This window comes from Tsuneonella sp. HG249, assembly GCF_053819205.1.
This window is the reverse complement of record NZ_JBSOQY010000001.1, coordinates 2,041,009-2,065,794: the sequence shown is the minus strand read 5'-3', so window position 1 is coordinate 2,065,794 and position 24,786 is coordinate 2,041,009. Positions and strand designations below refer to the sequence as shown.

General features: G+C 63.9%; 21 protein-coding genes and 1 pseudogene. 5 read left to right on the top strand and 17 right to left on the bottom strand.

The genetic code is table 11. From position 1 onward, the window contains the following. Nucleotide 1: 1 nt before the first annotated feature. The 16 genes and pseudogenes from ACWPM1_RS10350 to ACWPM1_RS10275 all read right to left on the bottom strand — a co-directional run bounded on the left by ACWPM1_RS10350 (nucleotide 2) and on the right by ACWPM1_RS10275 (nucleotide 13,772). Nucleotides 2-834 (bottom strand): annotated as a pseudogene (locus ACWPM1_RS10350) (conjugal transfer protein TraF). Further along, entirely contained in the window at nucleotides 815-2,521 is a 1,707-nt protein-coding gene (locus ACWPM1_RS10345) for a conjugal transfer protein TraN (protein ID WP_455694750.1), read from the bottom strand. The pseudogene ACWPM1_RS10350 and the gene ACWPM1_RS10345 overlap by 20 nt, the downstream one beginning before the upstream one ends. Beyond that, complete coding sequence (gene trbC, locus ACWPM1_RS10340; RefSeq protein WP_455694749.1) at nucleotides 2,518-3,282, bottom strand: type-F conjugative transfer system pilin assembly protein TrbC; 765 nt, start codon at nucleotides 3,280-3,282, stop codon at nucleotides 2,518-2,520. The genes ACWPM1_RS10345 and trbC overlap by 4 nt, the downstream gene beginning before the upstream one ends. After that, entirely contained in the window at nucleotides 3,279-4,265 is a 987-nt protein-coding gene (traU, locus tag ACWPM1_RS10335) for a conjugal transfer pilus assembly protein TraU (protein WP_455695158.1), read from the bottom strand. The genes trbC and traU overlap by 4 nt, the downstream gene beginning before the upstream one ends. A 38-nt stretch (nucleotides 4,266-4,303) precedes the next feature. Beyond that, nucleotides 4,304-4,933: a type-F conjugative transfer system protein TraW gene (traW, locus tag ACWPM1_RS10330; protein WP_455694748.1), complete on the bottom strand. Its 630-nt coding sequence runs from the start codon at nucleotides 4,931-4,933 to the stop codon at nucleotides 4,304-4,306. Nucleotides 4,934-4,947: 14 nt separating this feature from the next. Then, nucleotides 4,948-5,472 (bottom strand): S26 family signal peptidase, encoded by a 525-nt coding sequence (locus tag ACWPM1_RS10325; RefSeq protein ID WP_455694747.1) that lies wholly within the window; start codon nucleotides 5,470-5,472, stop codon nucleotides 4,948-4,950. Further along, entirely contained in the window at nucleotides 5,459-5,866 is a 408-nt protein-coding gene (locus ACWPM1_RS10320; protein WP_455694746.1) for a TrbI F-type domain-containing protein, read from the bottom strand. Before ACWPM1_RS10320 ends, ACWPM1_RS10325 begins: the two co-directional genes overlap by 14 nt. Then, nucleotides 5,863-6,261 (bottom strand): hypothetical protein, encoded by a 399-nt coding sequence (locus ACWPM1_RS10315; protein WP_455694745.1) that lies wholly within the window; start codon nucleotides 6,259-6,261, stop codon nucleotides 5,863-5,865. The genes ACWPM1_RS10320 and ACWPM1_RS10315 overlap by 4 nt, the downstream gene beginning before the upstream one ends. A gap of 30 nt (nucleotides 6,262-6,291) precedes the next feature. After that, nucleotides 6,292-8,838 (bottom strand): type IV secretion system protein TraC, encoded by a 2,547-nt coding sequence (traC, locus tag ACWPM1_RS10310; RefSeq protein WP_455694744.1) that lies wholly within the window; start codon nucleotides 8,836-8,838, stop codon nucleotides 6,292-6,294. Next, on the bottom strand, nucleotides 8,838-9,587 hold the full coding sequence (locus tag ACWPM1_RS10305; RefSeq protein ID WP_455694743.1) for a conjugal transfer protein TraV: 750 nt from the start codon (nucleotides 9,585-9,587) through the stop codon (nucleotides 8,838-8,840). Before ACWPM1_RS10305 ends, traC begins: the two co-directional genes overlap by 1 nt. Before the next feature lie 5 nt (nucleotides 9,588-9,592). Then, nucleotides 9,593-10,459: a DsbC family protein gene (locus ACWPM1_RS10300; RefSeq protein WP_455694742.1), complete on the bottom strand. Its 867-nt coding sequence runs from the start codon at nucleotides 10,457-10,459 to the stop codon at nucleotides 9,593-9,595. Beyond that, nucleotides 10,456-11,790 (bottom strand): TrbI/VirB10 family protein, encoded by a 1,335-nt coding sequence (locus tag ACWPM1_RS10295; protein WP_455694741.1) that lies wholly within the window; start codon nucleotides 11,788-11,790, stop codon nucleotides 10,456-10,458. Before ACWPM1_RS10295 ends, ACWPM1_RS10300 begins: the two co-directional genes overlap by 4 nt. Continuing rightward, nucleotides 11,783-12,541 (bottom strand): type-F conjugative transfer system secretin TraK, encoded by a 759-nt coding sequence (locus ACWPM1_RS10290; protein WP_455694740.1) that lies wholly within the window; start codon nucleotides 12,539-12,541, stop codon nucleotides 11,783-11,785. The genes ACWPM1_RS10295 and ACWPM1_RS10290 overlap by 8 nt, the downstream gene beginning before the upstream one ends. After that, nucleotides 12,541-13,113 carry a type IV conjugative transfer system protein TraE gene (locus ACWPM1_RS10285; protein WP_455694739.1) on the bottom strand — a complete coding sequence of 191 codons (573 nt, stop codon included), beginning with the start codon at nucleotides 13,111-13,113 and terminating at the stop codon, nucleotides 12,541-12,543. Before ACWPM1_RS10285 ends, ACWPM1_RS10290 begins: the two co-directional genes overlap by 1 nt. A 12-nt stretch (nucleotides 13,114-13,125) precedes the next feature. After that, nucleotides 13,126-13,413, bottom strand: coding sequence for a type IV conjugative transfer system protein TraL (gene traL / locus ACWPM1_RS10280; protein ID WP_171128498.1), 288 nt, complete (start codon nucleotides 13,411-13,413; stop codon nucleotides 13,126-13,128). Between the two features lie 29 nt (nucleotides 13,414-13,442). Beyond that, entirely contained in the window at nucleotides 13,443-13,772 is a 330-nt protein-coding gene (locus ACWPM1_RS10275) for a hypothetical protein (RefSeq protein WP_455694738.1), read from the bottom strand. 346 nt (nucleotides 13,773-14,118) lie between these two features. Between ACWPM1_RS10275 and ACWPM1_RS10270 the strand changes: the two genes are divergently transcribed. From ACWPM1_RS10270 to ACWPM1_RS10250, 5 genes are all read left to right on the top strand, one after another. Continuing rightward, complete coding sequence (locus ACWPM1_RS10270) at nucleotides 14,119-14,580, top strand: helix-turn-helix domain-containing protein (protein WP_455694737.1); 462 nt, start codon at nucleotides 14,119-14,121, stop codon at nucleotides 14,578-14,580. A gap of 50 nt (nucleotides 14,581-14,630) precedes the next feature. After that, nucleotides 14,631-14,921, top strand: a complete 291-nt coding sequence (locus tag ACWPM1_RS10265; protein ID WP_455694736.1) for an AlpA family transcriptional regulator — start codon at nucleotides 14,631-14,633, stop codon at nucleotides 14,919-14,921. Between the two features lie 350 nt (nucleotides 14,922-15,271). Next, nucleotides 15,272-18,301 (top strand): TonB-dependent receptor, encoded by a 3,030-nt coding sequence (locus tag ACWPM1_RS10260; RefSeq protein WP_455694735.1) that lies wholly within the window; start codon nucleotides 15,272-15,274, stop codon nucleotides 18,299-18,301. 215 nt (nucleotides 18,302-18,516) lie between these two features. Further along, a complete protein-coding gene (locus ACWPM1_RS10255) occupies nucleotides 18,517-19,419 on the top strand; it encodes an alpha/beta fold hydrolase (RefSeq protein ID WP_455694734.1) in 903 nt (300 codons plus the stop codon). Between the two features lie 707 nt (nucleotides 19,420-20,126). Then, complete coding sequence (locus ACWPM1_RS10250) at nucleotides 20,127-23,108, top strand: TonB-dependent receptor domain-containing protein (protein WP_455694733.1); 2,982 nt, start codon at nucleotides 20,127-20,129, stop codon at nucleotides 23,106-23,108. 187 nt (nucleotides 23,109-23,295) lie between these two features. On the opposite strand, the gene ACWPM1_RS10245 is transcribed toward ACWPM1_RS10250, so the two are convergent. Then, on the bottom strand, nucleotides 23,296-24,783 hold the full coding sequence (locus ACWPM1_RS10245; protein WP_455694732.1) for an efflux transporter outer membrane subunit: 1,488 nt from the start codon (nucleotides 24,781-24,783) through the stop codon (nucleotides 23,296-23,298). Nucleotides 24,784-24,786 lie beyond the last annotated feature (3 nt).

Genomic DNA, 24,786 nt, shown 5'->3' with positions numbered 1-24,786 from the left:
TCTAATAGTCACGTCCGGCTTCCTTCGATGTGAGGAGGTAGATGCGGTCCTGGAGCTCATCGGCCGACATCACGCCGTACCCGATGGGAATGGCCCGGCGCGTCACCGCGTCCCAGAGCACGACCGCCGGAGTTACCTTGGGCTCGAGGCCCATGCGCGTGCGCTGGTTCGTCTCGACGGTGTAGTTGGGGAAGTGGCGCGAAGGACCGCCGTCGGTAGAGATCGCGCGCACGGCTATGTGCCACGTCGATGCGACGCTTTGCACGATCGGCGACATGACCTCGCATGCGCCGCAGCTCTGGGCGAAGAAGTAGAACAGCCCGTAGCGCTCGGACAGCTGCGCCATCGCGGCGTTGCGGTCCGCATTGCGAGCGTCCTGCCACTGCCGCTTGCCGAGCGTCGATACGGGCGCAGCGTATAGTCGAGCTCAGGGTCCTGCCAGATTGCCCGCTGCCAGACATCGCTGAACAGCGAGGCCCGATCCAGCTGCTCGCGCTGGAAGCGAATATAGGCCGTCACATTGGCCGGCGTCGGTTCAAGGATCGCCTTCGCCTTCAGCTCCCGCAGCTGCGCGGTGATCGCATCGAGCTGGCTCGTCGCGCTCGCCGGCGGCGGGGCAGGGAGTTCGGGCTGCTGGACCGACCTCGGCCTGGCGCAGTAGAACCAGTAGCCGAGCCGCCGTTCCGCGCAGTAGAAGCTGTCCTGGCCGTCATCGGTCGCGACGAGCGGCGGCTCCTGCGCGTGCGCCGGAGTAGCGAACAGCGGCGGGACGGCGGTCAAGGCGAAGCAGGCGGCCAGGAGCCGCCGAGCGGCCTTATTGGCGTGCGCGGGCATAATAGTCCTCGATTTTCTGTTGTATTTCGGTGGCCGCCTGCAGCTCATCGGGCAGGCGCGCGGCATCGGTGAACTCGGCATAGACTTCGCTGAAGTCCATCTTCGAGAGATCGAGCCGGGCGAACTCGTCGATCGTGAAGCCGAGGCACTGTTCGGTCTTCGGCTTGCCCCACGGCTTGTTGAGCTGTCGGCGGCCCTGCTCCTGCAGGATCCGCGAGAGCTTGGACTCGAAGCAGCAATAGACCTTCTTCTTGGTCAGACAGACGCCGAGGAAGCTGTCCGAGCAATAGCTTCCGACATAGGCGCACAGACCCTGCGCATCGCGCTGGTGAAGCAGCATCTCCTCGCGGCTGCAGCCTAGCGCCACGAGCAGCTGGATCCCCGGAATGAGCGGGAAGCCTTTGCCCTTGCAGCAGTTGAGCGCGCCGAACACCTTGGAAGAGCAGGTGTTGCGCGTGCCCCGGAACAGGGTGAGCGTGTCGGGATCGAACTCGCGCCTCGCCTGGTTCATCGCGTTGAGCGCGACGACTGCGTCCTTGAACTCGTCATTGGCTTCGCGCTCGATCGTCTCGCACGAGCCGTCGATGCAGTACACATCCCCGTCGCAGATGAACTGGTTGGTGCTGGCCGGCTGATCGGGGACCGGGCAGTCGTAGACCCGCTCCCAGGTACGGCATGGCTCGTCGGTCAGGCAATCCTCGCGCACGAGCGTGCAGCCCGACGTGTTTTCCAGCGTCTGGCAATCCTGCGCTTCGGTGAACTGCGTGCAGGTGTAGCTGCGCGACCAGGCCCAGCAGGGCTGGGTGACCGCCACGCTATTGACGACACGCGTGAGGGGATCGCTGTCGGTGCAGGTTTCGCCTTCCTGCTGGCAGCTGCTGTCGGCTGCAAGGCTTGCGCACTGGCTCTCGTCGCGGGTCGTCGTGACTTCGGTGCCCGACAACGTCCTGATAATGCGCTGTCCTGGCACGGTCTCTGAGCAGGTATATTCGGCGATGGGATCACCAGGCTCGGTGCAACGAAATCCCCATTGATCCCTATAGCCCTGTAGACATGGACCCGGATGGCTGCCGCTGCGGCGGCAGAATGGAAGGTCGAAAGTCGCACACTCCGGATCAAAGCGGGGACAATAATAGAGGTACTCAGTGACGACTTTCGTCGCTGTCCGAAGAGGGACCGTGCAGCTCCGTGTCTGCTGCGACGCGGTGTAGCCTGTGTTGCAGGTCGCCATGTACCGACCGGCGCCGCCGGTGCCTGGCGGCAGGGGCACGCACCGGCCCTGCGACCCGCCGATCACCATACCGCTCGTATAGGCGAGCGGATCTTCGCTCAGCGCTTTGCTGCGCGCGATTACCGCATCGAGATCTTGGGGCGCAAAGCGCGCGCGCCGGTCCATCGACTCCCGCATGGTCCGGTAGCCGGTATTGGACGTCGCCTGGCTCGCGGCGTTCCGGCTCATGCGTTCGGGATCATCGAAATAGTCCGACTGGCTCGGCACGCCGCCGAAATTAGGAACGCGGGCCGCATCAGGCCGAACCGTTGCCGCGTTCTGCGCGTCGGCGGCCTTTTCTCGCGCGAACGCCTTGCCTTCGGCCTTGGCTGCTTCAGTCGTGCTCTGGGCATGGGAGACGCCGCCGAGCGCCAGGCAGGCCCAGGCAAGGGACAAGGGGATGAGAAGGCGTTTCATTGAGCCGGCCTTTCAAGTCGGGCGAGGTGCTGGGCGGCGAGGAGCGCGCCGGGACCGCCCCCACGCGCAAAGGTCTCAAGCGCGTGCGCGGCGCTCACATTACCCGTCATGCGGTCGTGCGGCGGAACCTGCGTCGTGCAGTCAAAGCCGTCGCACAGGTCGAAGTCGCTGCTGGCGACGACATAAGTCGGAACCGCCTCGATCCCGAACGCACGGAACAGCCGCGGATCGATCCCGACGCTTGTCAGCGGCTCGCCCGGCCGCGCGACCTTCGACAGTGCGGCGGTCAGCGCCTTTGCGCTGTTCTGTGGCAGGCCGCGGAACACCACCACGCCGCCCGCGCGGGTGACTTGGTCGATCATGGTGCGAAGCGCGGCCGGAGGCATCGACGTGCTGGCAAAAGCGATGAAACGTGGGGCCTCGCCCATGCCTTCGCCCGCCATCGTGCCGGCATCGGCGACCATCCTGTCAAAATCGAAAGCTTGCGCCGGATCGGGCCTGACGCTTTTGGGAGCCTCGCTGGCGAAGCGCCTGCCGTGCGCCTGAGCGTCGGCCGCGCTGGTCCTCGCCTCCCGCGCAAGCTGCTCGGCGCGGGCGCGCGCGCTGGCCGCCAGTGCATCCGCTTCGCCCGCTTGTTCGGCCGCACGCGCGCGGATCGCCTCGAGGTCGAGGTCTTGCTCAGCGGTCTGGGCCGCGGCGCCGGCGAAGGCGGCGGCGCTCGCGAGCGCTGCGATAACAACGAGATGGGGGATGGTTTTCATAGCGCGCAGCAGTTCCGTTTGCGCCAGATCAGGTAGCCCATGTCCTCGCCGATGGCGGGATAGACCTGGCCTGCCGACATGAAGGTGGTGGAGGCACCGATGGGCGCGCACGCGTAGCGGCCCTTCGTCTGCGGATTGGGGTTGGTGGCCTGGAAGCGGTATTGCTGCTTGCGCATCACCGGCATCAGATACTTGCCGCACAGCCCCTTGCTGCCCATCGTGCCCCAGGCGACGAGTTCGCGGTGGAGCTTGTAGGAGAAGCGGGCGAGTGCGAGGCGCGAGGCCTGGACATGGCCGATTGTCGCCGAGACGTTGCCGTTCAGCGGATACATCGTTCCCTGGCAGCCGGCACACCAGAACAGCGCGTCAGTCGGCAGCTTCGCCGTCGCCGCCACGCAATCGGCGGCGCAGGCCGCGAGCGCCAGCGGATTGGCGAACAGCACGGCCTCCGGATTGATGATCGCGGTGAGCTCGCTGTCCTGCCAGAGCGGATCGATCTCGGTGATGTAGAGGATGTCGACCGAGCCGGATTCGAGGCACAGGAAATCGGCGACGAGCTCCATCCAGTAGATCAGCGGATAGGCGTACCAGTGGACGTGCCACTGCGAATTGTACTGCGTCGCACCGCCGACGGCGGATGGCCCGGCCATCGTCTTGAAACCGATGTCGAAGCCGGGGTCGAGCTTCATCCCGCCGAGATTGACGAAGCACCACGGCTTCATGCTGACGTCGGCAAGTCGCACCGGCTCCCAGAACCCCATCGCGATGCCGGGCCTCAGGCCGCACAGGCACACCGGCGAGTCTGGGTTGTCGGTGTCGGGCCGGCTCGACGGCCAGATCTTCAGGGCCCCGACCGAGATCGGGAACAGGCACGACCAGCAGATGTCGGTGATCGGGTTGACGAACTTGCCGGTGCATCGGCCGGGTCCGGCCGCGGCTTGGGCTGGCGTGCTCGCCGCCACGCTCAGGCTGACGAGGAGCATCGCCCCGCAAATCCATGACAGCAGGTGCTTTCTCTTGCTCATGATGGTGCGCGCTCCTTGCGCTCGATCGCGTGTTCGGTGACGACGAGGGCGCGGCCCTGCTGCTCGACGGTCGCGGGGACAGCGCGGATGCCGAAGTGTTTCACAAGGCTGCCGCCCTGGTCGAAATAGAAGCGTCGCTGGCGGGCCTTCATCAGCTCGAGGGGCGCACCGCGCACGAGGATCAGCTTGGCACGGGTTGGGCCGAAGCGGCGCGCCGCCCAGGCAAGCTGCGCCGGATCGTCACCGTCGAGGAAGACGAGCGGCGCCCGCAGCGGAACGGTGTCGAGCGGATTGACGCGCGTGCCCGCGGTAATGATGACCCGGCCCTTGTCGTCGGCAATGTTGCGCTCGACCGTGATGGTCGGATCGAAGCGCCAGCTGCGCGTCGCCGCGGCGGACGCAACACCGGACACGGGCTCCGGCCGGTTGACCCGCGCGATGGTGCGGCGCTTCAGCTCCTCGTTGAGCCGCGCCGTCTCGCCGGTTTTTTCGAGATGGGTCAGGCGGGCCCGGATCTGCGCGAGGAGATCGGGCTCGACGATCGGCCAGACAGCGCCCTGCTGACCGTAATCGCGGGCGAAGGCCGGCGTTGCCGCGCCCAGGCAGGCGACAAGGAGCGCGATCATTGCGGGCAAGGGCTTCACAGGATCGGCCTCCCCACGCCAAGGATACGGGGAGCGCAGATCCATCCGATCGCCGCATAGCGGCTGTCGAAGCCGTCCTTGTGCGCCGTGGTGACGAAGTAGCAGCCGGGCGGAACCCGGCCGGTCGGGCCGAGCGCCAACGGCTCACCAAGGCGGCTCGTGAGCTTCGCTTTCGCGGCCAGGCGGCCGTTGACGAAGAAGGCGCGATCCTTTTCGGTGACGAGATCGCCGGGCAGGCCGCTCACCCGCTTGCCGAACGGCCTGGGCTCCTTGCCGAAATGCTTCACCAGCAGGGGCGAGGTGGGCGGATCGAACAGGATGATGTCGCCGCGATTGGGAGCGGCGCCGCGCTCGAGCCAGATCGCCCAATAGGGCAGGCTCGGGCTCGCGTTGATCATCAACGCGTGCTCGCGCGAGAAGGCGGCCAGCGTGCTCAGCACGAGCGCCACGGCGCCGAGGCCGCCCCAGAGCACGAGGCGCCCCCATGCCGGAGAACGAGTGAGGATGTCAGCGGCGCGCATCGGGAACGGCTCCCATGCGGCGCACGACGTCGGCGCGCACGGTCTCGGTGAGGTCGGGCGTGCTGCCGGCCACCACCGCTTCGGCGACAAGGACCGTCCGGCCCTCGCGCCCCAATTGCTCGACCGAGTCCTCGACGGCCTTGAGATAGACCTGGACACGCTCGCGGGTTTCCTCCGGCGACCGTCCCGCCCGCGCCTCGGCCTCGATGAAATCGCCCATGATGCGGCTCAGCTGGACCGTGACGACTTCGCGCCTTTCGAGGGCCAGAAGCTTGTCGGTCGCCCAGACTCCCCAGAGCGTGGAGGCGATCATGCTCAGTCCGAGCGCGATTGCGGTGAGATTGCTGCCGAAACGGCGCTTCGACAGGGCCGATGTTGCCAATATGTTCTTCACAGCCTTTCCTCCCGGAGTCCTTCGGCGACCTCGCACAGGAAGCGCGGCATCCGCAGGCAGGCGACCAGCGTTGCAAGGCCGATGAGGCCGAGCTTCAGGTCGTTGACGAAGCCGACCTGGCGTTCAGCATCGGCACCGAGGAAGCGGTCGGCGAAATTGGCGATCTGCGCGAAGAACAGCTCCACGTTGCCGCCCGAGACCATCAGGAAGAACAGGAGCGGCAGCCCGAGCGTCATGAGATACGTCGAGGCGAGGAAACCGCCCGCCTTGACGAGAATGTAGCAGGTGTCGGCGAGGTGGCCGCGCCAGTTTTTGTCTGGCGGGGGCGGGTCGAAGACGTCGTCCTCCGGGGACTCCTGCGCCTGATCGAAGGGGCTGACGAGATGAAGTGGCATGGTGTCGTGGTCCTTGATTGGAGGGTGGATTCAGGTGCGGCCTGCAAACGCGATCCGCTCGATCGCATCGGCGAGCTGGTGGCCGCGGGCGATCTCGGCATCGATCGCAGCGAAAGTCTGGGGTGAGCTCGAGAACAAAGTCGCTGAATAGTCGTCGAGCACGAGCCGGCCGATCGCCTCGGTTTCCGGTCCCTTGATGAAGACCTCCGAATAGTCGCTGCCCGACCGCTTCAGGCTGCGGATCAGCGTCTCGGTGCGGTCGTCCATGTCGAGCCGCTTGGAGGCTTTGAAATCGGCGATCGTCTCGGGCTTCTGCTGGAGGATCAGCATCCAGTCGCTGTTCTCGAGCGCCGCCGTTGCTCCGTCGGACTTGTAATAGTCGTTGAGCGACTGGGTCGCGGTCGCCAGCGCGCCGCCGTACTTGCGGCAGGTGCGGGCATAGGTCTCGACGAACTCGCCCATCGAGCCGCCCTTGAGCATCGACCAGGCCTCGTCGATCAGCAGCAGCTTGCGGACCTGACGGGGCGAACGCGTCATCGCCTGGCTGGTCATGAACATGATTGCGGAAAGGACGACCGCCCTCAGCTCCTCGCGGCTGGCAAGGTCGGACATCTCGAAGACGGTGAAATCGGCATCAAGGTCGAGGCTCGCCTGACCCTCGAAGAAGGCGCCGTAGGTGCCCCCGGTCATGTAGGGAGCGAGCGAGGTCGCGAGGTCGGCTGCGGCCTCATTCCCGAGACCTGCGAGAGCCTCCCCCACGCCGGTAATTGTCGCCGCCATGCCATGCTCGCTCCAGACAGCATTGACCGCCCGGTCGATGAGCCCGCGCTCGGTGTCGGTGAGCTTCGCGCTGTGGCGCGCCATCTGGCCGACGATCGACTTCACCATGGCAAAGCAGTCGAGGCGATAATCCTCGTCCTCGGCGGCGCGCGCGGCATCGATCATCGAGAAGGGATTGAGACAGAAGCCGGCCTTCATCGTGAACTCGACGAAGCGGCCCCCCTGGAGCTTGACCGAATGCTCGAAGCTGCGGCCGTCGTCGATCACCACGACCTGCGCGCCCGCGCCGCGGAGCGCCGCACACATCTCCTGCAGGAGCACCGACTTGCCCGAGCCCGACTTGCCGCAGATCGCTACGTTGTGATTGCCGGCGTCGTTCTCGAACGGCGACCAGAAGAAGGGCTGACCGCGGCGGCCGACAAACAAGAGGTGCGGGTGCGCGCTTCCCAGGTATTCGCCTTGCATCGGCGCTATGTTGGCGGCCGTCGTCGAGAGCACCGTCTTGAACCGCTTCAGGCGCTCCATGTCGGCGCCGAGCCCGTCGGCGAGCGTGAGCGGCATGGCCGCGAGCAGGCCCTGGACCTGGAGGTAACGCTCGTCGGCGAGATCCCAGCCCGCTGCTTTGTAGATCGACTTGATCGCCCGCTCGTGCCGGTCGCCGGCGCCAAGCGGTGAATAGGCCGTGATGCCATAGAAGACGCGGACGAGCCGGCGGCCTTCCTGGAGCTCGGCCTGGACATGCTGCCATTCGGCGGCCTGCTCGCCGATGCGCGGCAGGAAGCGGGCGCTCTTGGTGCCCGCGAGGCTCGTCGTGCGCATGAACTTGAAACCGGCCTTGGCGCTGGCTGCTTCCTGATCCGGGTAGACGAGGCAGAGCATCGTCGCGGCCGGGCAGGGAAAGCGCAGCTTGTCGGTGAACAGATCGCCGATAAGGCGTGCGCATTCCCACGGCGCCCAGCGCTGCGGCATGTTCCGGACGGAAAGATGCCGCACGTCGAAGGCGTCGGGATAGACGGTGCCAATCTCGGGCACGCCGTCATTTGTCCTGCCCGTCGGGCGGAAGCGCTCGGTGCGCAGGTGCATCCGGTCTTCGTGGACGACGAGCTCGATGTCGTGACGGATCGCCTGGGCCGCGATCGGGTCGTTGGCGTTGTAGGGAACCGCGTCGTCCTGCGGCGCCGTGGTCGGCGAGTTCAGGTCGTCGAGGATGGCGATGAGTTGCTGCGGCCCCACTTCCGCGACGCCGAGGTTGAGGGACTTCAGCATGGCGATGAGCCCGTCGCGGGTCTGCTTAAGCTCCTCGTTGCTCACCGACTTCGCCGCGGGTACGCCGACCGAGACGATCACCTGGTGGTGCCGGGCATGAAAGGGCGCGCCCGCCGAGCCCGATTCCCAGACGAGCCCATAGAGCCGCTTGGCCCGGTGGCGGGCGATCGCCTCATAGACCCCGCCCTGGACGTAGCGGGGAGCAAACCAGGGCGCGACGATCCGGCTGATGCGCGGGGAGGCGAGATGCAGCACCTGGAGGCAGGCGCCGGGCGGCAGGCCCTCGGAGAAGAAGGCCCCGAGGATCTCGCCGGTGCGCTCGTCCGCGCCGATCAGCGGGGTCACCGAGAGGATGAACCCCTTCGAGCGCGCGTTGAAATAGAGCCGGCTCGCCGGATCGTAGACCCGGTAGGGCAGCCAGTCCGACAGCATGTCGAGCATCAGCGGAGGCCGCCGCTTCTCGGCGTGCTCGGCATCGCCGAGCAGCCCGCGAAGCACCCGGTCCAGAATCGTGTTCAGCCGCTCGGCCATCACTTGGGCTCCTTGTCGGGTGCCGCGGGCGTGGAGGTCTTGCTGGCCGCCGCCTTGGCGGCCTCGATCGCCTCGATGGTTGGGAACGTCAGCGGCTTTTCGCCGCCGCCAGGCCGAGGGGTCCGATCATGCAGGGGAGGGGACATGTCGAACCCCTCGACCGCCGGTGCCTTGGCACCGGCGACGGCCTCGCGCGCCGTGGAGGGGAGGACCAGCGGCGAGGCAACGGGGGAATCCGGGACGGGAGGCGCAGCAAGCGAGAACGGGGAAGTCAGGTCGGCGGCATCGCTCTCGTCGTTGGCCTTTTGCGCGGCCGGGTCTGAGGCGGCCTGAGCGTCCTTGAGCTGCCGGCTGAGCTGGCGCATCAGCGGCGGCGCCGTCCCTTCGCCGGGCTTGCGGCGCAGTTCCGCGGCCCAGCGGGGATTCTCGACTACCGCCCAGGCGACAGCTTCGTCATGAAGCGTTCCGGCCTCGTCGACATGCGCCGGGAACACGATCCGAAGGGTGCGCTCCGAGGTTCGGCCCGTATCGCCGGACGCAACCCCGGCCCGGACACGCGCGAGTTCTTGCGAGGAGCCATTGCGTTCCAGCTCGGAGGTCGCGCGGGCGTCGATCACATGGCTGGGAGCGCAGCCGCCCTTGGGCGCGCGACAGCTGAAGTCGCCCTGGACATTGGTGCCGAACGTGGTGCAGCCGGTTAGCACTGCCGCGAGTCCGGCGCTGACGATGAGGCGCTTGGAAGGGGACATGAAGGTCATCCTTTGCTGGTCTGGCGGGGAGCGGCCCGGAGGAACTCGCGGAGCGCGGCAGCAGGGCGATAGCCTTCGAGCACGGCGCCGTCGGACGGCCGCACGATGACCGGGGTGCCGCCGAAGCCGTGCGCTTTCGCAAAGGCCTCGTTGGCGTCGAGGCCGGTCGTGTCGCAGGGCTTGGGATTGGCGAGCGCCAGGCCCGAATAGGCCATGCGCAGCGACATCTGCGGACGGGACGAACAGAGCACTTGCTCGGCCAGCTGACGGCTTTCCGCGCCGAAGATCGAAATCGGGCGTTCCTCGACGCGCGCGCCGATCGCCTTCAATTCGCCTTCGAGCTTCTTGCAGTAGCTGCAGTTGAAGTCGGAGAAGACGACCACCTTCGGCCCTTCGGCCGGACCCCAGGTGATGGCCCCGTTTGCCGGGAGACCGGCGAGCGAAACCCGCGCCGGGACGCTCGGGCGCTGCTGGGGCGGCTCGTCCTCTCCTGCCTGGCGCCGGGCGGCGCCGGCCGTGAGCAGGTCGGGGTTTAGGGCCAGCAGCCGCGCGGCCGTCAGATCCTGGCGCGCCTCCATGTCGTAGACGCGGCCGATCACGAGATACTTGGCTGCCCGGTCGACGTAGAACAGGGTCGACTTCGAAGCGACTTCGCACAGGCCGCCGAGCCCCGAGCAGTCGATCGCGTCGATCGGCGTCTTCGGAAGCCTGAGCTTGAGCGCCGCCCGCACCTTGGCGCTATCGGGAGCGGTCGTCGGCGCTGCGAGGCTTGCGACGCCCCAGCCGGTCGCGGCGGACAAGGCGACGATGGCGGCGAGCCCTACGGCGGGGCGCAGCCAGCGACGCGCTGGAGAATTGGGTGCTTCGATCACTGGGAATTCCTCACGTAGACGCCGTCGAGGAACACGATCTCGACATCGATGCCGGTCGGCATCTCGACGACAGGTTGGTACTGTTCGGCGCGTTCGATCAGATATTTGCTGACCGTATCGGCCGCGTCAGCGGCGCCTTGGCCGAGCCCGCCGCCGAGAATGTCGCCGGGCGACAGCTTGGAGCGCGTTCCGTCGGCGTTGGTCGTGACGCCGGAGAAGATGCTGTTGGCGTTCGCCGAGAAGCCTCGACCGAAACCACCGATGATCCCGGCGAGCAGCGCCTGGCTGACAAGGCTGCCTTCGCGGCTGACGACGCGGCCGCGCACGCCGGACTTGCCGGCAAAGCTGATGAAGCCCTTGACCTCGCTCACTGCCACGCGCCCACCGGGCTGATCGCAGGTCATGCGCGCGAGCTTCACATAGACCTTCTCCGAGGAGAGATCGCCGCGCGCAGCGCCGTTGACCACGCAGCCCTGGATTCGGGTGGTGAGCACCTTCCCGTTCTGCATGACCGAGCGCGCCGGGCCGGTGATCCTCAGCACCACGGGCAGCGGATCGGTCTGGCTGGCAACGCCGGCCGAGGCATCGACGCCAACGATCACCCGCGCCGGGGCATAGGAATTGGGCGGCAGGTAATCGGCGGAGTCCTCGACCACGACCGGCGGGGCGTCAGGGCGGGCCGAGCGGAGGCCGGTCGCGCCCGCCTTCTCCGAGGTGAAGCTCAACAGCTTCACTTCGCCGGGAGACGGGACCAAGGCGTCACCGCCTGCTGTCGCGCTGCCGGGCTGCGGCGTTGCGGCTGGACGGCCGCGCGCATCGTAGCCGCCCGCCTGGGGCCCATAGGCCGGCGCGGTCGGAACCGGAGCCGGCGCGGCAGCCTGCGTAGCAAGCCGCGACTTGAGGTCCGCATTCTCGGCCGAGATCGCATCGATCGCCGCCTGCCCGTCGACCCGCATGGCCTGGTTTTCGGCCTTGAGCGCCGCGAGCTGCGCCTCGACTTCGCTGCGCGGGACAGCGGATTCCCGGAGCGCCTTCTGCTCGCGCGTTACCGCGTCGAGCCGGTTGCCATAGCTGGCGACGAACTCGCGCTGCGAGAGGTCGCGGTTGACGAGGCCGGCCGTATCGATGGTTTGCGTAGCTTGCGCGTCGTCCGACGTGCCGTCCTGGTCGCCGCCGAGGATGAACCAACTGCCGCCGACGAGCGCGAGAGCGCCGATGCCCCCGAGCAGCAATCTCTGCCGGCGCGCCGTTCGCGCGTTGAGCCCGGTCACTTCGGACGGCGAGGCTGGCTCGGCCTGCAGCGGAGCGGGATTGTCGCTGGTATCAGTCATGGCTGCTTTCCCCGTTGGCGCCGACCACGAAGGCCGTCGTGCTGGAGCCGGGATCGAGCGTCGGGTTGACGATCGAGACGGCGAGGGTGTCGCGGGGCGCGAGGTCGCGCTCCGCGAGAGTGATGGACTTGCGTCCGCGGTTGGTGATGCGGATGACCTTGCCGGCGAGGTTCGCGCCCCGGTAATCGGCGACAAGCTGGATCTCGAGGTCGCCCACGCGGGCGGGCAGGGCGGTAGATTGCCGCACCTCGTAACCCTCGATTGTCCGGTCGTTGGCCATCGCCTGCACAAGCCGGACAGCGCTGGTGTCGAGCGGGGTTTCGCTCTCCCAGTTCGCCGCCTGGTTCGTCGCGATCGCGGGATTGGTGATGAACACCTGCGCCGCCTCGATTGGCTCTACGCGGCAAGCGACCTTGTAGACGTAGCCCTTCTTGGTCGTCGCAAAGAAGCTGATGCTCCTGGCCGCGTACGTCTCGGGCACCGAGACGTAGATGTCGCCGCGCAGCGGTTCATTAGTGACGGCAAAGTCGTTGTAAGGCGTGCCGGTCGAGATCTTCGAAACGCTCGCGAACTGGTCATTGATGAGCGCGAAGCGGGTGAGTTCGCGGGCCGAGACCGAACATTCGATACCGGCGCCATCGGCCGCCTGCTTGAACTGGTCGGCTGCTCGGGCCGGGCCGCCTGAGAGCGCGAGCAGAGCGGTCACGCTCAGCAGTGCCGTGCGCGCACGCCTTGCACGTTGGTAAGCCATCACTGGGGCTCCTTGGTTTTGTCCTGGGGTGGCAGCTGGGCGAAGCCCGAGAGCGCGAGCCGCAACCCCCGGTAGGTCCAGCTGAAGCGGAAACGGCGCTCGTCACTGGCGATGACCTGCGCGCCAACGAAGGTCTTGAGCGTGCCTGAGACCTCGGACGTGAGGCCTTTCGGGTCGACGGTCATCGAGCGGATGACGAAAGCCTGGGTGACGTCCGAGCCGCGCTGCTCTTCGACGATGCGTACGAGCTCGGCTTTGAGGCGGCCGTGGCTGGCCGGATCGGCGAGCTTCAGGATCTCGTTCATCCAGTAGTCGAGCCCTTCGGGGCTGCGATTCAAGAGGACGAGCGCGGTGTCACGGGTGACCAGCTCGAGATAATCGGCTTCGACGCCCGCGCTGCTTACCGTCAATTGCTTGGGCAACGTCGGCAGGAGCACCACCTCGCGGTCGCGCGTCGCGGCAAGGCTTGCCGCCACGGCGAGCGCGACAGCAAGGCCGGCGCTGGACAGCGCGAACAGGTTGCGCTGCCTCAGCAGCGACTGCTGGCGCTCGTGGGAAATGTCGGCGAACATGGGTTTCTCCCCTCAACCGGCAAGCAGGCGGCAGTGGGAAGGCGGCGTCGCCCGGAGGCCCAGAAACCCGGCCGGCAGATACCAATATGCGGCATGGGTGAGCCAGGAGCTGGCGCGTCCTGCTTTTGCCTTTCGCAGCGCGAACCAGGCGCCGAAGGCGACAACGATGCCGATGAAGATATGCTGGCTGAGGATTCCCCAGGTGAAGGGAACGATCATCCCGGCGAACTCGTCGATGGTCCAGAAGCCGATGAGCTCCGGATCGTCGAGCCGACGGGGAATGATGTACCGGTCCGCCATGACGACGCGCCTTCCCGTGCCCGATCGCCTCAGATGACCGCGGTCACGACCGAGGTGACGATCGGGACACCCGTGCCCACGCCGATGCCGACGCCGACTGGAACCGCGACCTGGCTGAGCGAGAAGCGCCCCGAGGCGAGGCCGATCAGGCCGCCCGCGAGGCTGAGGACGGTGATGATCTTGCCGCCCGAGCCTTCGAGGAAATCGGTGAACTTGGTCAGCGCCGGGGTGAAGGTCGTATCAGCGCCGGCGTAGGCGGCGCTGGCCGCGAGCGCGGCGATGGCGACGGGAATGACAAGATTGACGGCCTTGCCGAAGCCGTTGGCGCTGTGCCGCCGGGGGAGGGTGAGAGACTGCATGTGAAGCTCCGCTTCGAGGGGTGAAGGCAGCGTCCTTTCGTTCGCTGTGTGTTCCAAATGCATCTAGGAAATGGGTGTAGGAAAGCCTTTCCAGCCATCACGGCACTGGCGCGGACGCATGCGGATCGATGGCAATGACGCGCGCCGGAGATTGCCTCCAAGCGCAGCCACTTAGCTGGCATTCTCTGACGGAGGATTCCGCCGGGACGGCTGTATTGCTGCGGCGAATCGGGCTCTCGGCGCGGGTCGCCTATAAACGAGATGTTCCCGATGTGTTCTTTTCGTTTTCCTACAACGGTGCTCTCGCGATATGCCTGCGAATCACGTATCAACCGAGAGACCCACCATGCATCAAACAACCCCGATGAACGGTCACGCGAACGAGTGTATCGCGCGAACCCTCGCCTACGCTGTTGAAGAAGCTGACAAACCCCGGCACCAGATCGCCCGCGAAGTCGGGATGCACCGCGAGACGTTGCTGCGGGTCATCCGCGGCGAACGGCCGATCGGCCTGGATGAGGCGGCCCGCATTCTTGATGCCTGCGGCGCCTTCCCACGCGCGACCATCGTTCTCGCTCTGGCGGGCCAGGAAGACCTGGCTTGCGAGTGGATGCGCAGCGAGATGGGTGAGTTCCTCGAGGAATTCTTCAGCGCGTTGCCGGGGCAGCTTGAGCGCACGCTCGGCCGACGGATCGAGGACGTCAGGCCGCGCTGGGCCAATGGCACGTCGCAGCTCGTGGCACGCATGCTGGCCAAGCATATCGATGACCTGGCCAACCGCGACATTTCAATCTCGCTGAGCCGCTGACGGGACCGACCTCGGAGGGGACCGAGCTCATAACGAAGCAGGAAAGACCGATGGCCACCGTCCCCCAGAGCAACGATACCGTGCCCCCGTTCGTCCAAACTGAATCCTCACCCCCTTCGCCGGCGCGGCTCCTGCGGTTGCCTGAAGTCATCGCGCGCGTTGGCCTGAAACGGTCAGCCATTTACCAGCGTATGAGCGAGGGCAGGTTTCCGAGGTCGCGCTCGCTCGGTCCGAAATGCGCCGTCTGGGTCGAGGCTGAGATCGACTTTTGGGTCCGCAATATTGTCGAGCAGAAAGCTTCCGCCTCGCCTGATGGCGCCAGTCGGCGCCGTTGTCGGTGATTTTAAAACTGGCGTTGCGAGCCTCAGGTGGTGGGCAGGCATGACCTTTCACGTAGGGTTGAGCAAGGCGTTCACCCTCAGAAAAGCGCATTGCTAAACCTGCGAGATCTGGTCGGCTTTTTTGATTGCCGAGGGATAGCGCATTGTTGCAAGATCGCTGTTTCCCCCCCTTTATGCCCAAATGCGACCCCTACGCGCAGCAACCCCGCGCGGCGCAAAATTTCTGATCGTCACGGACTTTTGCCTGCATTTTCGTGTCCTCCTATTGCCAACAGACTGTAAACTGTTTTAGCTTCTCTTTTGGACACATAGGCCGCGAATAGACGGCCCCGTTCGGAGGAGGATTTCTGATGAGGATGAAGGCCGCCCTGCTCACCGGCATTTGTGCTTCGGTCATCGCGTTTCCCGCTCGCGCGCAGGACACTCCGTTGGAAAACACTGACGGAGAGGCTGAACCTGGAGACGTCATTGTCGTTACCGCGCAGCGGCGAGCAGAAGCGCTCCAGGACGTGCCGATCGCGGTCAGCGCATTCACAGCCGAGGCGCTGGAAGCCCAACAGATCGAGAACACCTCCGATCTTCAGCTAACGCTTCCGAACGTGACCTTCACCAAGACGAACTTCACGTCCTCGAGCTTCACCATTCGCGGTATCGGCGATCTGTGCGTAGGGGTGACGTGCGACAGCGCTACCGCAATCCATCTTAATGACGCCCCGCTGTTCGGTACGCGGCTATTCGAGGGCGAGTTTTTCGATCTGGCGCAGATCGAAGTGTTGCGCGGGCCCCAAGGAACACTTTTTGGCCGGAATGCCACATCCGGCGTGGTTAATATCCGTACGGCGCGTCCCGATTTGAGTGGGTTCGGCGCTGCAGGGGATGTCGAGTACGGCAACTACAACAGTATCAAGGCCAAAGGGATGGTAAACATCCCGCTAGGTCAGGCGCTCGCCGCCCGAATAGCGGGTTACTATCTGAACCGTGATGGCTATACCCTGAACCAATTCAACGGTGACCGCTATGACGACCGTGAAATGTACGGCGTGCGCGGTTCGCTCCGCTGGGAGCCTACTAGCGGCACTACACTTGATCTCGTTGCGCAGTACTTCCGCGAGAACGACCAGCGCATGCGCATACAGAAACAGTTGTGCCAGCGCGACGAAACTGGCGTTCTGGGCTGTCTGAACAGCCGACTCGACTATGCTTTTCCTGATGGCAGCTCCACTCTCGGCGCGATTTTCGCTTCGCAAGAATTCTTTCGCATCCGGGGTGTACCATCTGGGCAGCCGGGGCTGCCGAACTTCTCTACGGGAAGCCTTTATGGCCCGGATGTCTTCGGCACCGCGGTGAACCCACCCGATCCACGGGTTATCAACACCGCGTTCGCGCCGAACTATTTCGCTGAGGAATGGATCGTTCAAGGCCAGCTTAACCAGGAGCTCGGCGGCGGCCTGAATGCTAAACTCAGTGGCAATTGGCAGAACGTGAAGGTCGATTCGCAGCAGGACTACAACAATGCCGCGCAAAGTCGCGCGCCGTTGCAGAACGGGTTGAACACCTTGGCTGCTGCTGCGGCTGGCACCTTCGGTCCAGGGCTTCAGGCTTACCTTGCGCCGATCGCCGCGCGCCTTATCCCGAACGGACCTAACGGCGTGCTGTGTACATCGAATTCCGATCCGAACCTTGTCGGCGTATACGGAGCAGCCAACGACTCGGTCTGCTCGATGAACCCGCTGGCGTTCGACCGCTCGAACAATGAGCAGAAGAGCTGGACAGCCGAAGCCATCATCAGTTCCGATTGGGACGGCCCGTTCAACTTCCTGCTCGGCGGCATCTATGGCCAGTTGCACCTGACCGAGAACAGCTATTACGTCAACGCGTTCGGGCTCGACTACGCCGCAGGGTTGCTTGGGGCGTTCGGGGCGCTGGGTGCAGGTCTACCGCCACCGGCTGCTGGGCAATCGTACTTCCTCGGATCTCCATTTTACCGCAACAATTCAGACGATTTGAAGGTCAAGACGTTCGGAATTTTCGGCGAAAGCTACTATGATCTTAGCGACCAGCTAAAGTTGACGGTGGGTGTCCGCTATAACAACGACCGCAAGGCAGTGCGCGCGCGAACGCCGCTGTTCGTCGATACGGCGGGCACGTCCGTGCTGGTTCCCACTAACTCGCCCGACATTACCAACGCCCTCGGTTACGCCGGCCTAGACTACGACGCGGGCCTTCCGGGCGCGCAGGAGTTCGCCGTTCGTCAGGCCAAGTTCAGCGAATGGACCGGCCGCGCGGTGCTCGATTATCAGATCACCCCGGCCAATCTGTTGTATGCTTCGTATTCGCGGGGTTACAAATCGGGCGGCATCAATCCGCCGTTGTCGCCCATCTTCGCAGTGCCCGAGGCGTTCGCGCCCGAGTTCGTCAACGCGTTCGAGATAGGTTCCAAGAACACTTTTGGTGCGCTGCAGCTCAACCTCACGGGTTTCTACTACCAGTACAAGCAGCTCCAACTAAGCCGTATCGTTGCGCGAACTTCGGTGAACGATAACGTCGATGCGGACATCTGGGGCCTCGAGGCGGAAGCCGTGATCCGGCCGGTGCGCGAACTCGCCGTCAACATCACCGCCAGCTACCTCAACACCAAGGTCTCCTCGGACAAGTACCTTGCCAATCCGCGTGACTTCGGCGGAGGACGCGCCGATGCGGTGATCATCAAGGATATCACCAATGCGGCCAATTGCGCGGTCGCCTCGGCATCGGGCAGCATTGCGGGCGTGAACGGCTACGTCACGCAAGTTAATAACCTGGTCAACGCGGGCGCAATACCCGGCGTATCTCCGGGGGCGGGCCTGCGCGCGCCGACATCGTTCGGGCCTAATAGCGGCATCGCCTCGACGGGCGCGTTCGGCATCTGCGCCGTGCTCCAAGCCCTGGCCCCGACGGTGGGAGCCGCATTCGGCGGGATTGAAACCAAGACCGTCATCGACGGAGTAACTTACGACTACTCGGGAGGCATCCCGGTCAACATCAAGGGCAATAGGCTGCCTGGGGCGCCGGACTACAAGGTCTCGATGGGCATCCAGTACGCCGCGCCGATGGGCAATTTCACGCTCACTCCGCGGGCCGATATCGCCTTCACGGGAGAGACGACCGGAAACATCTTCGGCGGCAACGTCAACCGTGTCCGCAGTTTTGTACAGGCGAACGCTCAGGTGCAGCTCAACGCACCCGATGAGCGGTGGTATATCCGGGCGTTCGTCCAAAATATCTTCGACAACAACTCGATCACGGGTCTCTACGTGACCGATCAGTCCTCGGGCAACTATACCAACATCTTTACTCTCGAGCCGAGGCGCTATGGCATCGCGGCGGGGTTTAAGCTCTAGAGCAGGTTTCGACCACTCGAAGAGATAGCCACAGCTGGTGATGAGTTAAGAACATTGCCGAGGCGTTAGGGCGTCGAGCAATTTGCAATGACCGTCCAAACTGCTCGTCAGTGTGGGCATCAACTGAGAGACAGCTAGCAGCACTTCCTAGTGGTAGCTTGCGCTTGTCTTCAAACACACTTGAGAACGAGCTCCGAAACTAAATCGTTTTTACTATGTTCTGCTCCCTCCATACGGGCGGTAAATGGCGAGAGAAACCTTTACGATTAGCTGAGGCCCAAGGCGACATGCGGGGTATGCCGGTCCTCCTCGCTCACGGGGGCGGTCAGACCCGTCGAGCATGGAAACGAGTGACCTGCGATCTGGCCTCTGCAGGCTTTCGTGCGACCGCTATCGATATGCGCGGTCATGGTGGCAGCCAATGGTCAGGAAGCGGTGCCTATGACATCCGCGATTTTGCGTCTGATCTTCTCGCGATAGCATCCCGCATGCAACAAAAACCGGCTCTCGTTGGCGCGTCGCTCGGTGGCCTCGCCGGGCTGATCGCCGAAGGAGATCTCGCGCCGGGCAGTTTTGCGTCACTGACGCTGGTTGACATAGCACCCCGAATGGAGCCGGACGGGGTCGCACGCGTAGTGGGCTTCATGGAAGAACATGTCGATTCCGGCTTCGCCTCACCGGAAGAGGCAGCGGCGGTGATCGCCCGCTACACTCCGCACCGTCGCAATCGCGACGCGAGCGACGGATTGAAGACTTACCTTCGCCAGAAGGCTGATGGCCGCTTCTACTGGCATTGGGACCCTGCCTTTATCCGCAACATCATGGTTGCCAGAAGCGACGATCCGAACCGTCAGGAGCAGCAGCTCGATACTTTGGCAAAGGCCGCGGCCAATCTCACCCTTCCGCTGCACCTCATCCGGGGCGCATCGAGCGATCTCGTTTCTGAAGAGGCCGTTGCCCATCTGCGACAACTTGTTCCCCATTCAGAGTACACCGACATCGCTAATGCCACGCACATGGTCGTAGGCGATTCCAATGACGCCTTTTCAGCCGCTATTCTGGATTTTCTGAGCCGGCATCATCGCGGAGTACAGAACGGCAGGGACAATCATGCCTGAGGGGGGCGGCTCTCACCTGGGCGGAGGTCAGCCTATGCCTGATGATAGTCGGGAAGGGAGCGCTCGAGGTTGACGCTCGAAATCGTATCAGCGGCGTGGCGATCAGGCTGGCAGCGCGGGCTGCGATTGCATGCGCGCGAAGCGCCAGCGCTACATACCGCAACTCAACCCTCGTTATTGATGGCTCGGCTACCTGCAGGGGCTGCCAGCACCGCTTCTGATAAGTGCCGACCGCGTGATCGCGGGGGGACGCCTTGAGCGCACTATCTTTCGAGTATCGTCTACGCTCAGTTGGCGAGTGAGAGTTGTAAGGCTTTCTACTAGAAATTTGGAGGGTAGTTGCTTCGCGCGCAGGAGCGATCCTGCGTCGTCTGTCCTTTCCTGTACCTCACTCGGGGTCCGCTGAGAAATTGCCTCTTTTGGGGCCGTTTTGGTCCCGGGGGAGAGGCGACACGCCGGACCTGATCGAACAGTGTGACTGCTCATTCTGGCGTGAGGCATAGCGAAATTTGCAGGCGATTGACATGCCTTAGCGAGCCCGCCGACGGTGTGAGTCCCACTCCACAACTTCGCCACGCTCGTTCATCTTTCGAAGAACGCGAAGTTTCCTTGACATCGGCGACGACGCGGTCATTTCTTGGCTTCGAAGAACGGGTATCCGTTCTCAGCGCAAAAAATTGCGTTAGAAATATGCACGGGAGAGAATGATGAAAACCACCCTGCGCCGTTCGTGCGCGCTTATCGCACTTGGTGTTGGGGCGATCGCTGTGCCGGCGTGGGCGCAAGAAAGCCAAGCCAACGACCCGACTTCCGAATCTGACATTCCTCCTGTCGAAAACCAGATCGTCGTCACGGGATCGCTTATCCGCGGCTCAAGCGAAACGTCAGCGCTGCCGATCGACGTCATATCGCAGGAAGAGCTGATTAACCAAGGCACGCCTACGGCGCTCGACTTGGTTAAGAACCTGCCGGGATCGAGCGGCGTGCTGGGCGACTCCAATCAGTTCGATTCACGCTCTCAAGGTTCCGAAGGGGTCGCAACAGTGAACCTGCGGGGGCTTGGCCCCAGCCGTACTCTCGTACTTCTAAACGGTGGTCGCCTAGCGCCGTCGCCCGTAGGGACCCCTGGAGTCGACATCAATCTGCTGCCCGTCGCGGCCATCGGCCGGGTTGAAGTGCTCAAAGATGGGGCCGCGGCAACTTACGGCTCCGATGCGATCGGAGGCGTGGTCAACTTCATCACGAACAAACAGCTAGAAGGTCTCGTCCTAGCCGCAGACTGGCGCTTCATCGAAGGCAGCGATGGCGACTGGACCGCCTCGGCGACCTACGGCCACAGCCAGGATGGTTTCCGAGTCTTAGGTTCGTTCGGGTACCAGCATCGTTCGCCGCTGCGGGTGATCGACCGCGATTTCGCCTATCGTCCATATGCGGACAACCCGGCGGGGGGTTATAGCCAAGGCGGCAATCCCAGTGCCTTCCTTCCGTTCTTCTTCGGGCCTGGCGCTGGGCTGAGGGGGGGCTTCCAGGTCGATCGAGGATGCGCACCGCTCGGGGGGGTCCCGGTCAGGAACGCAGTAGAAACGACAACGGCGCTGGCAGACCGCTGCGCAGCTCAGTACACGATCTTCGATCTGCTCGTGGAAAAGGAAGATCGCTTCCAAGCCTACCTTGAGACTGAAATTGATCTCACCGACACGATCACTTTCGAGGCTTCTGCCCTCTATGGGCGCACTGAGGTTTTGGCCAACACGTCACCAAGTTACCTCCTGCTCAATTCGCCCTCGACGCTCGCGAACCCGATCGGCTCGCAGTATTTCGTGCCGCCAAACAACCCGGGCCTTATCGCCTACAGGGCGGCCAACCCAGATCAGTTTCCGCTGGGTGCCAATTCGGCCCTTGTCGCTGCCGGTGCATTCCGTGCCGCCCTTCTCGGCGGCGACCCCCGTTTTAAAGATGTCAATGGCATCGACGGGGCAGCGCCTGTGGTTCGTGAAGGGGATTCAGTCCGATTGAGCGCCAACTTGCGCGGTTCTATGTCGCCGATGTTCAACTGGGAGCTGAGTGGCGTCTACCATTACTACAACCGCGATTTCAACCAATACGATACCATCGTCGATCGCCTGCAGCTCGCGTTGCGCGGCCTGGGTGGCGAAGGGTGCAACCCGCTGACCGGCACGCCCGGCGTCGGCCCGTGTTTGTTCTTCAACCCGTTCTCGAACGGGATCCAATCCAATCCTGTCACCGGGGAGACCAATCCGAACTTCAATCCCGCGTTGGCTAACAGTCCTGCAATCTTCGACTACTTCAGCAAGAAATCGAGGACCCAGAACAGCAACAATCTTTACGTGGCCAACCTCGTCTTTAGCGGAGACACCGGCATCAACTTGGGCGGCTCGTCCAATGTCGGCTATGCCCTTGGTGTGCAGTACCGCAAGCTAGCATTTAACGACGAGTACGGCCCCCTTAATGACCTGACTCAATTCCCGTGCTCGTCTTCGCTCGACTTTGGGACGAAAACATGCGCTAATCCCAACGGCCTGTTTGGCTTCCTCGGTTCGAGCACTCCCGGCAGCGGCCGGCAATCTGCCAAGGCTGTGTTCGCAGAAGTCCAGGTTCCGATCGGCGATCGCATCGATCTGCAACTCGCTGCTCGATATGAAAGCTACGGCGGCAATGTTGGCTCGACTTTTGACCCCAAGGTCAGTGCCCGGTTCGAGGTGACCGATTGGCTTGCCCTGCGCGGTTCGTATCAAACCACGTTCCGGGCACCGCCGCCGAACATTCTCGCAGCGGGAGACTACACCACCTCGCTACAGTTCGTCGGAGGCTCGTTCCGAGCGGTTCGTATCAACGACAATCCCAACCTCATCCCGGAAAGCGCCACCAGCTACGGCGGCGGTGTGATCGTCGAATTGGGAGGGTTTAATGCCAGCGTCGATTATTGGAGATATGACTTCCATGACGACTTGGTCGCCGAGCCGCTGGCGGGATTAATTAACTCAGTCTTCGGCGGCAACGCCGGATCCGGCACGCCGGCCGCGACGCCAGCCAACTGCGCCAACCCACTAGCGAACCGCTTTATCTTCTCAGGGGGACCGGCAAGCGGGGGTTGCGGCACGCTCACCCCGAACCTGGGCGGCGTGACGGTCATCAATACGAATTATACCAATGGCGCGGGTCTTTCGACCTCCGGGCTCGACTTTTTGGCCAACTATCGCGGAGAATTCAGTTCCGAGGGGTCCTATGGTGCCGGCGTTACCGCCAGCTACGTGATCGACTACGAGACCAACGATTTCTCCATCGGTTCAAATGTGATCCAACCTGGCTTCTCGGCGGTTGGCAAGCTCAACTTTCAGACGACGGCTTATCCGCTTCCCGAGTGGAAGGCGACCGGCTTCGTCGAGGCAGGCTGGGCTCGGCACAACGCCCGCCTGTCGATCAACTATATCCAGGGTTACATCGATCAACGGTTTACCGCAGGCACCACTGGCTATGAAATTCCGAGCTTTACCACTTTTGATTTTACCGCCCGCATTGGCCTTCCGATGGAAACTGATCTCCTATTGTCCGTCTACAATTTAACCGACAAGCAGCCCGGCTTCGCTCGGCTTGACTATAACTACGACCCGTTCACCGCGAACCCCTTGGGGCGCAACTTCAAGATCGGTATCCGCAAAGAGTTCTGAACGGCGATCAGTTGGATTAGGTCGGCGAAGCCGCTTATTTTGGTTGAGCAAATATAGTTCGGCCAGATCAGCCGGGCACGCCATGGTGCGTGCTCCGCTTCAACGACCGCCTTCTGCCGGCGACAAAAGGGGCGTATGCTTGTTAAGTCCCTCCTGGCCGCCTTCTAAGCATGCGTTCCTCTGCCGCTTAAGGCACCGGCTTTTCGCGCGAATCGCTGTCGCCCCCACGCGCGTTCTGCCATCCCAGGCCCACCGCCTTCTGGAGCGCAATCCAGCCGCGGGTAAGGGCGGCTTTCGCGCGGACGAGGTCACCTGATGCCTGTTGCTGATCGCGAAGGGACTGATCGAGATCAGCCTGCGAGATAACCCCGGCCGCAAAGCGCTCGCGGTTCAGGTCGGCCGCTCGATCAGCCTGAAATTTGATCTGGGCGCGCGCTGCCAAGCCGACACGCTGCTGCCCGAAGCGCGCCAGTGCTCGCTCGGCGTCCTGCAGCGCAGCAATCACGGTTTTCCGGTAACTGGCGACAGCCTCGTCGCGGACGGCCCCCGCCTGATCGACCGAGGCGTCGACCCGGCCGAAATCGAGAAAGTTCCATTCCAACCGCGGTATGGCTAGCGCCGACAAATTGCTGAGATCCAAAATATCGTCGGGAGACGATCCGCCAAGTCCAAGTATTCCCATGAACGACAGCTTGGGGAATCGGGCCGCTTCGGCTACTCCGATACGCGCGGTCGCAGCTGCAAGATTGCGCTCCGCAGCGCGTATGTCAGGTCGGCGCGCGATGAGACCGGCTGGATCGCCCACGGTCACCAGTTCCGGAGGAAGGGGAACGTCGCCGGCCGCACCGAGCTCTTCGGACGTTGAGCCGGGCACTCGGCCGGTCAGGATGGCAAGCGCGTCGATCTGAACAGCCGAATCGGCTTCGGCTTCAGCAAGCTGGGACTTGAGCACCTCGAGTTCAGCATTTTCGTTGCCCACCGGAAACAGCGGCAATGCGCCCTGCTGGTAGCGCTGATAGGTGAGCGCCAGAATGTCCTTCTGCAGTTCGATCTGGGTCCGGTACTGGGCGGCGCGAAACTGGGCCTCGCGCAGGTTGACGTAGTCGCTCGCCACTTCGGCAGTTAGCTGGACTTTGGCATCTTCCGCATTGGCCACGGCTGCGGCTGCCTGCGCATTGGCGGCCTCGATCCGCCTCCGGGAACCACCGGCGAATTCCAGCTCCCAATTGGCATTGAGACCCACATTGTAGAAGCTGATGGTATCGTCGCTTTCCGCCTGCGGATCGGGAGGTCCGGACGAAGGGGGGGCACCGTTCTGGATGTCGAGGCCGGGAAGCCGGCCCTGAACTGTCGTCGCCTGTGTTCCCAGCGCGGGCAATCTTCCTGCGCGTTCCTGCCTGATCGACGCCCGTGCCTGGGCGATCCGCGCTTGCGCGGCTTGGAGCGAAGGATTGTCAGCCAGCGCGGCCTCCACCAGTCGTGTCAGCTCGGGATCGTCCAGGAGCACCCACCAAGCCGCAAGCGCGGGCGCCTTCGCGCTCACTTCGTTACCCGCGCGCACGAAGCGTTCGCTCGCGTTGGCGGACACGATTTCCGGGGGGCCGGAGTAATCCGGGCCGGCGGTGCAGCCGGACACCAGAATAAAGGCCAGAAGGGGGAGTATGGAATTGCGCATTGT

Coding starts and splice junctions, on each gene's coding strand:
- ACWPM1_RS10295 (WP_455694741.1), bottom strand. CDS start 11,790: ATGACTGATACCAGCGACAATCCCGCTCCGCTGCAGGCCGAGCCAGCC.
- traW (WP_455694748.1), bottom strand. CDS start 4,933: ATGATCGCGCTCCTTGTCGCCTGCCTGGGCGCGGCAACGCCGGCCTTC.
- ACWPM1_RS10250 (WP_455694733.1), top strand. CDS start 20,127: ATGAAAACCACCCTGCGCCGTTCGTGCGCGCTTATCGCACTTGGTGTT.
- ACWPM1_RS10275 (WP_455694738.1), bottom strand. CDS start 13,772: ATGCAGTCTCTCACCCTCCCCCGGCGGCACAGCGCCAACGGCTTCGGC.
- ACWPM1_RS10325 (WP_455694747.1), bottom strand. CDS start 5,472: ATGCGCGCCGCTGACATCCTCACTCGTTCTCCGGCATGGGGGCGCCTC.
- ACWPM1_RS10270 (WP_455694737.1), top strand. CDS start 14,119: ATGCATCAAACAACCCCGATGAACGGTCACGCGAACGAGTGTATCGCG.
- ACWPM1_RS10305 (WP_455694743.1), bottom strand. CDS start 9,587: ATGTCCCCTTCCAAGCGCCTCATCGTCAGCGCCGGACTCGCGGCAGTG.
- ACWPM1_RS10285 (WP_455694739.1), bottom strand. CDS start 13,113: ATGTTCGCCGACATTTCCCACGAGCGCCAGCAGTCGCTGCTGAGGCAG.
- ACWPM1_RS10265 (WP_455694736.1), top strand. CDS start 14,631: ATGGCCACCGTCCCCCAGAGCAACGATACCGTGCCCCCGTTCGTCCAA.
- ACWPM1_RS10255 (WP_455694734.1), top strand. CDS start 18,517: ATGTTCTGCTCCCTCCATACGGGCGGTAAATGGCGAGAGAAACCTTTA.
- traC (WP_455694744.1), bottom strand. CDS start 8,838: ATGGCCGAGCGGCTGAACACGATTCTGGACCGGGTGCTTCGCGGGCTG.
- ACWPM1_RS10245 (WP_455694732.1), bottom strand. CDS start 24,783: ATGCGCAATTCCATACTCCCCCTTCTGGCCTTTATTCTGGTGTCCGGC.
- traU (WP_455695158.1), bottom strand. CDS start 4,265: ATGCTCCTCGTCAGCCTGAGCGTGGCGGCGAGCACGCCAGCCCAAGCC.
- ACWPM1_RS10345 (WP_455694750.1), bottom strand. CDS start 2,521: ATGAAACGCCTTCTCATCCCCTTGTCCCTTGCCTGGGCCTGCCTGGCG.
- ACWPM1_RS10290 (WP_455694740.1), bottom strand. CDS start 12,541: ATGGCTTACCAACGTGCAAGGCGTGCGCGCACGGCACTGCTGAGCGTG.
- ACWPM1_RS10315 (WP_455694745.1), bottom strand. CDS start 6,261: ATGCCACTTCATCTCGTCAGCCCCTTCGATCAGGCGCAGGAGTCCCCG.
- trbC (WP_455694749.1), bottom strand. CDS start 3,282: ATGAAAACCATCCCCCATCTCGTTGTTATCGCAGCGCTCGCGAGCGCC.
- traL (WP_171128498.1), bottom strand. CDS start 13,413: ATGGCGGACCGGTACATCATTCCCCGTCGGCTCGACGATCCGGAGCTC.
- ACWPM1_RS10260 (WP_455694735.1), top strand. CDS start 15,272: ATGAGGATGAAGGCCGCCCTGCTCACCGGCATTTGTGCTTCGGTCATC.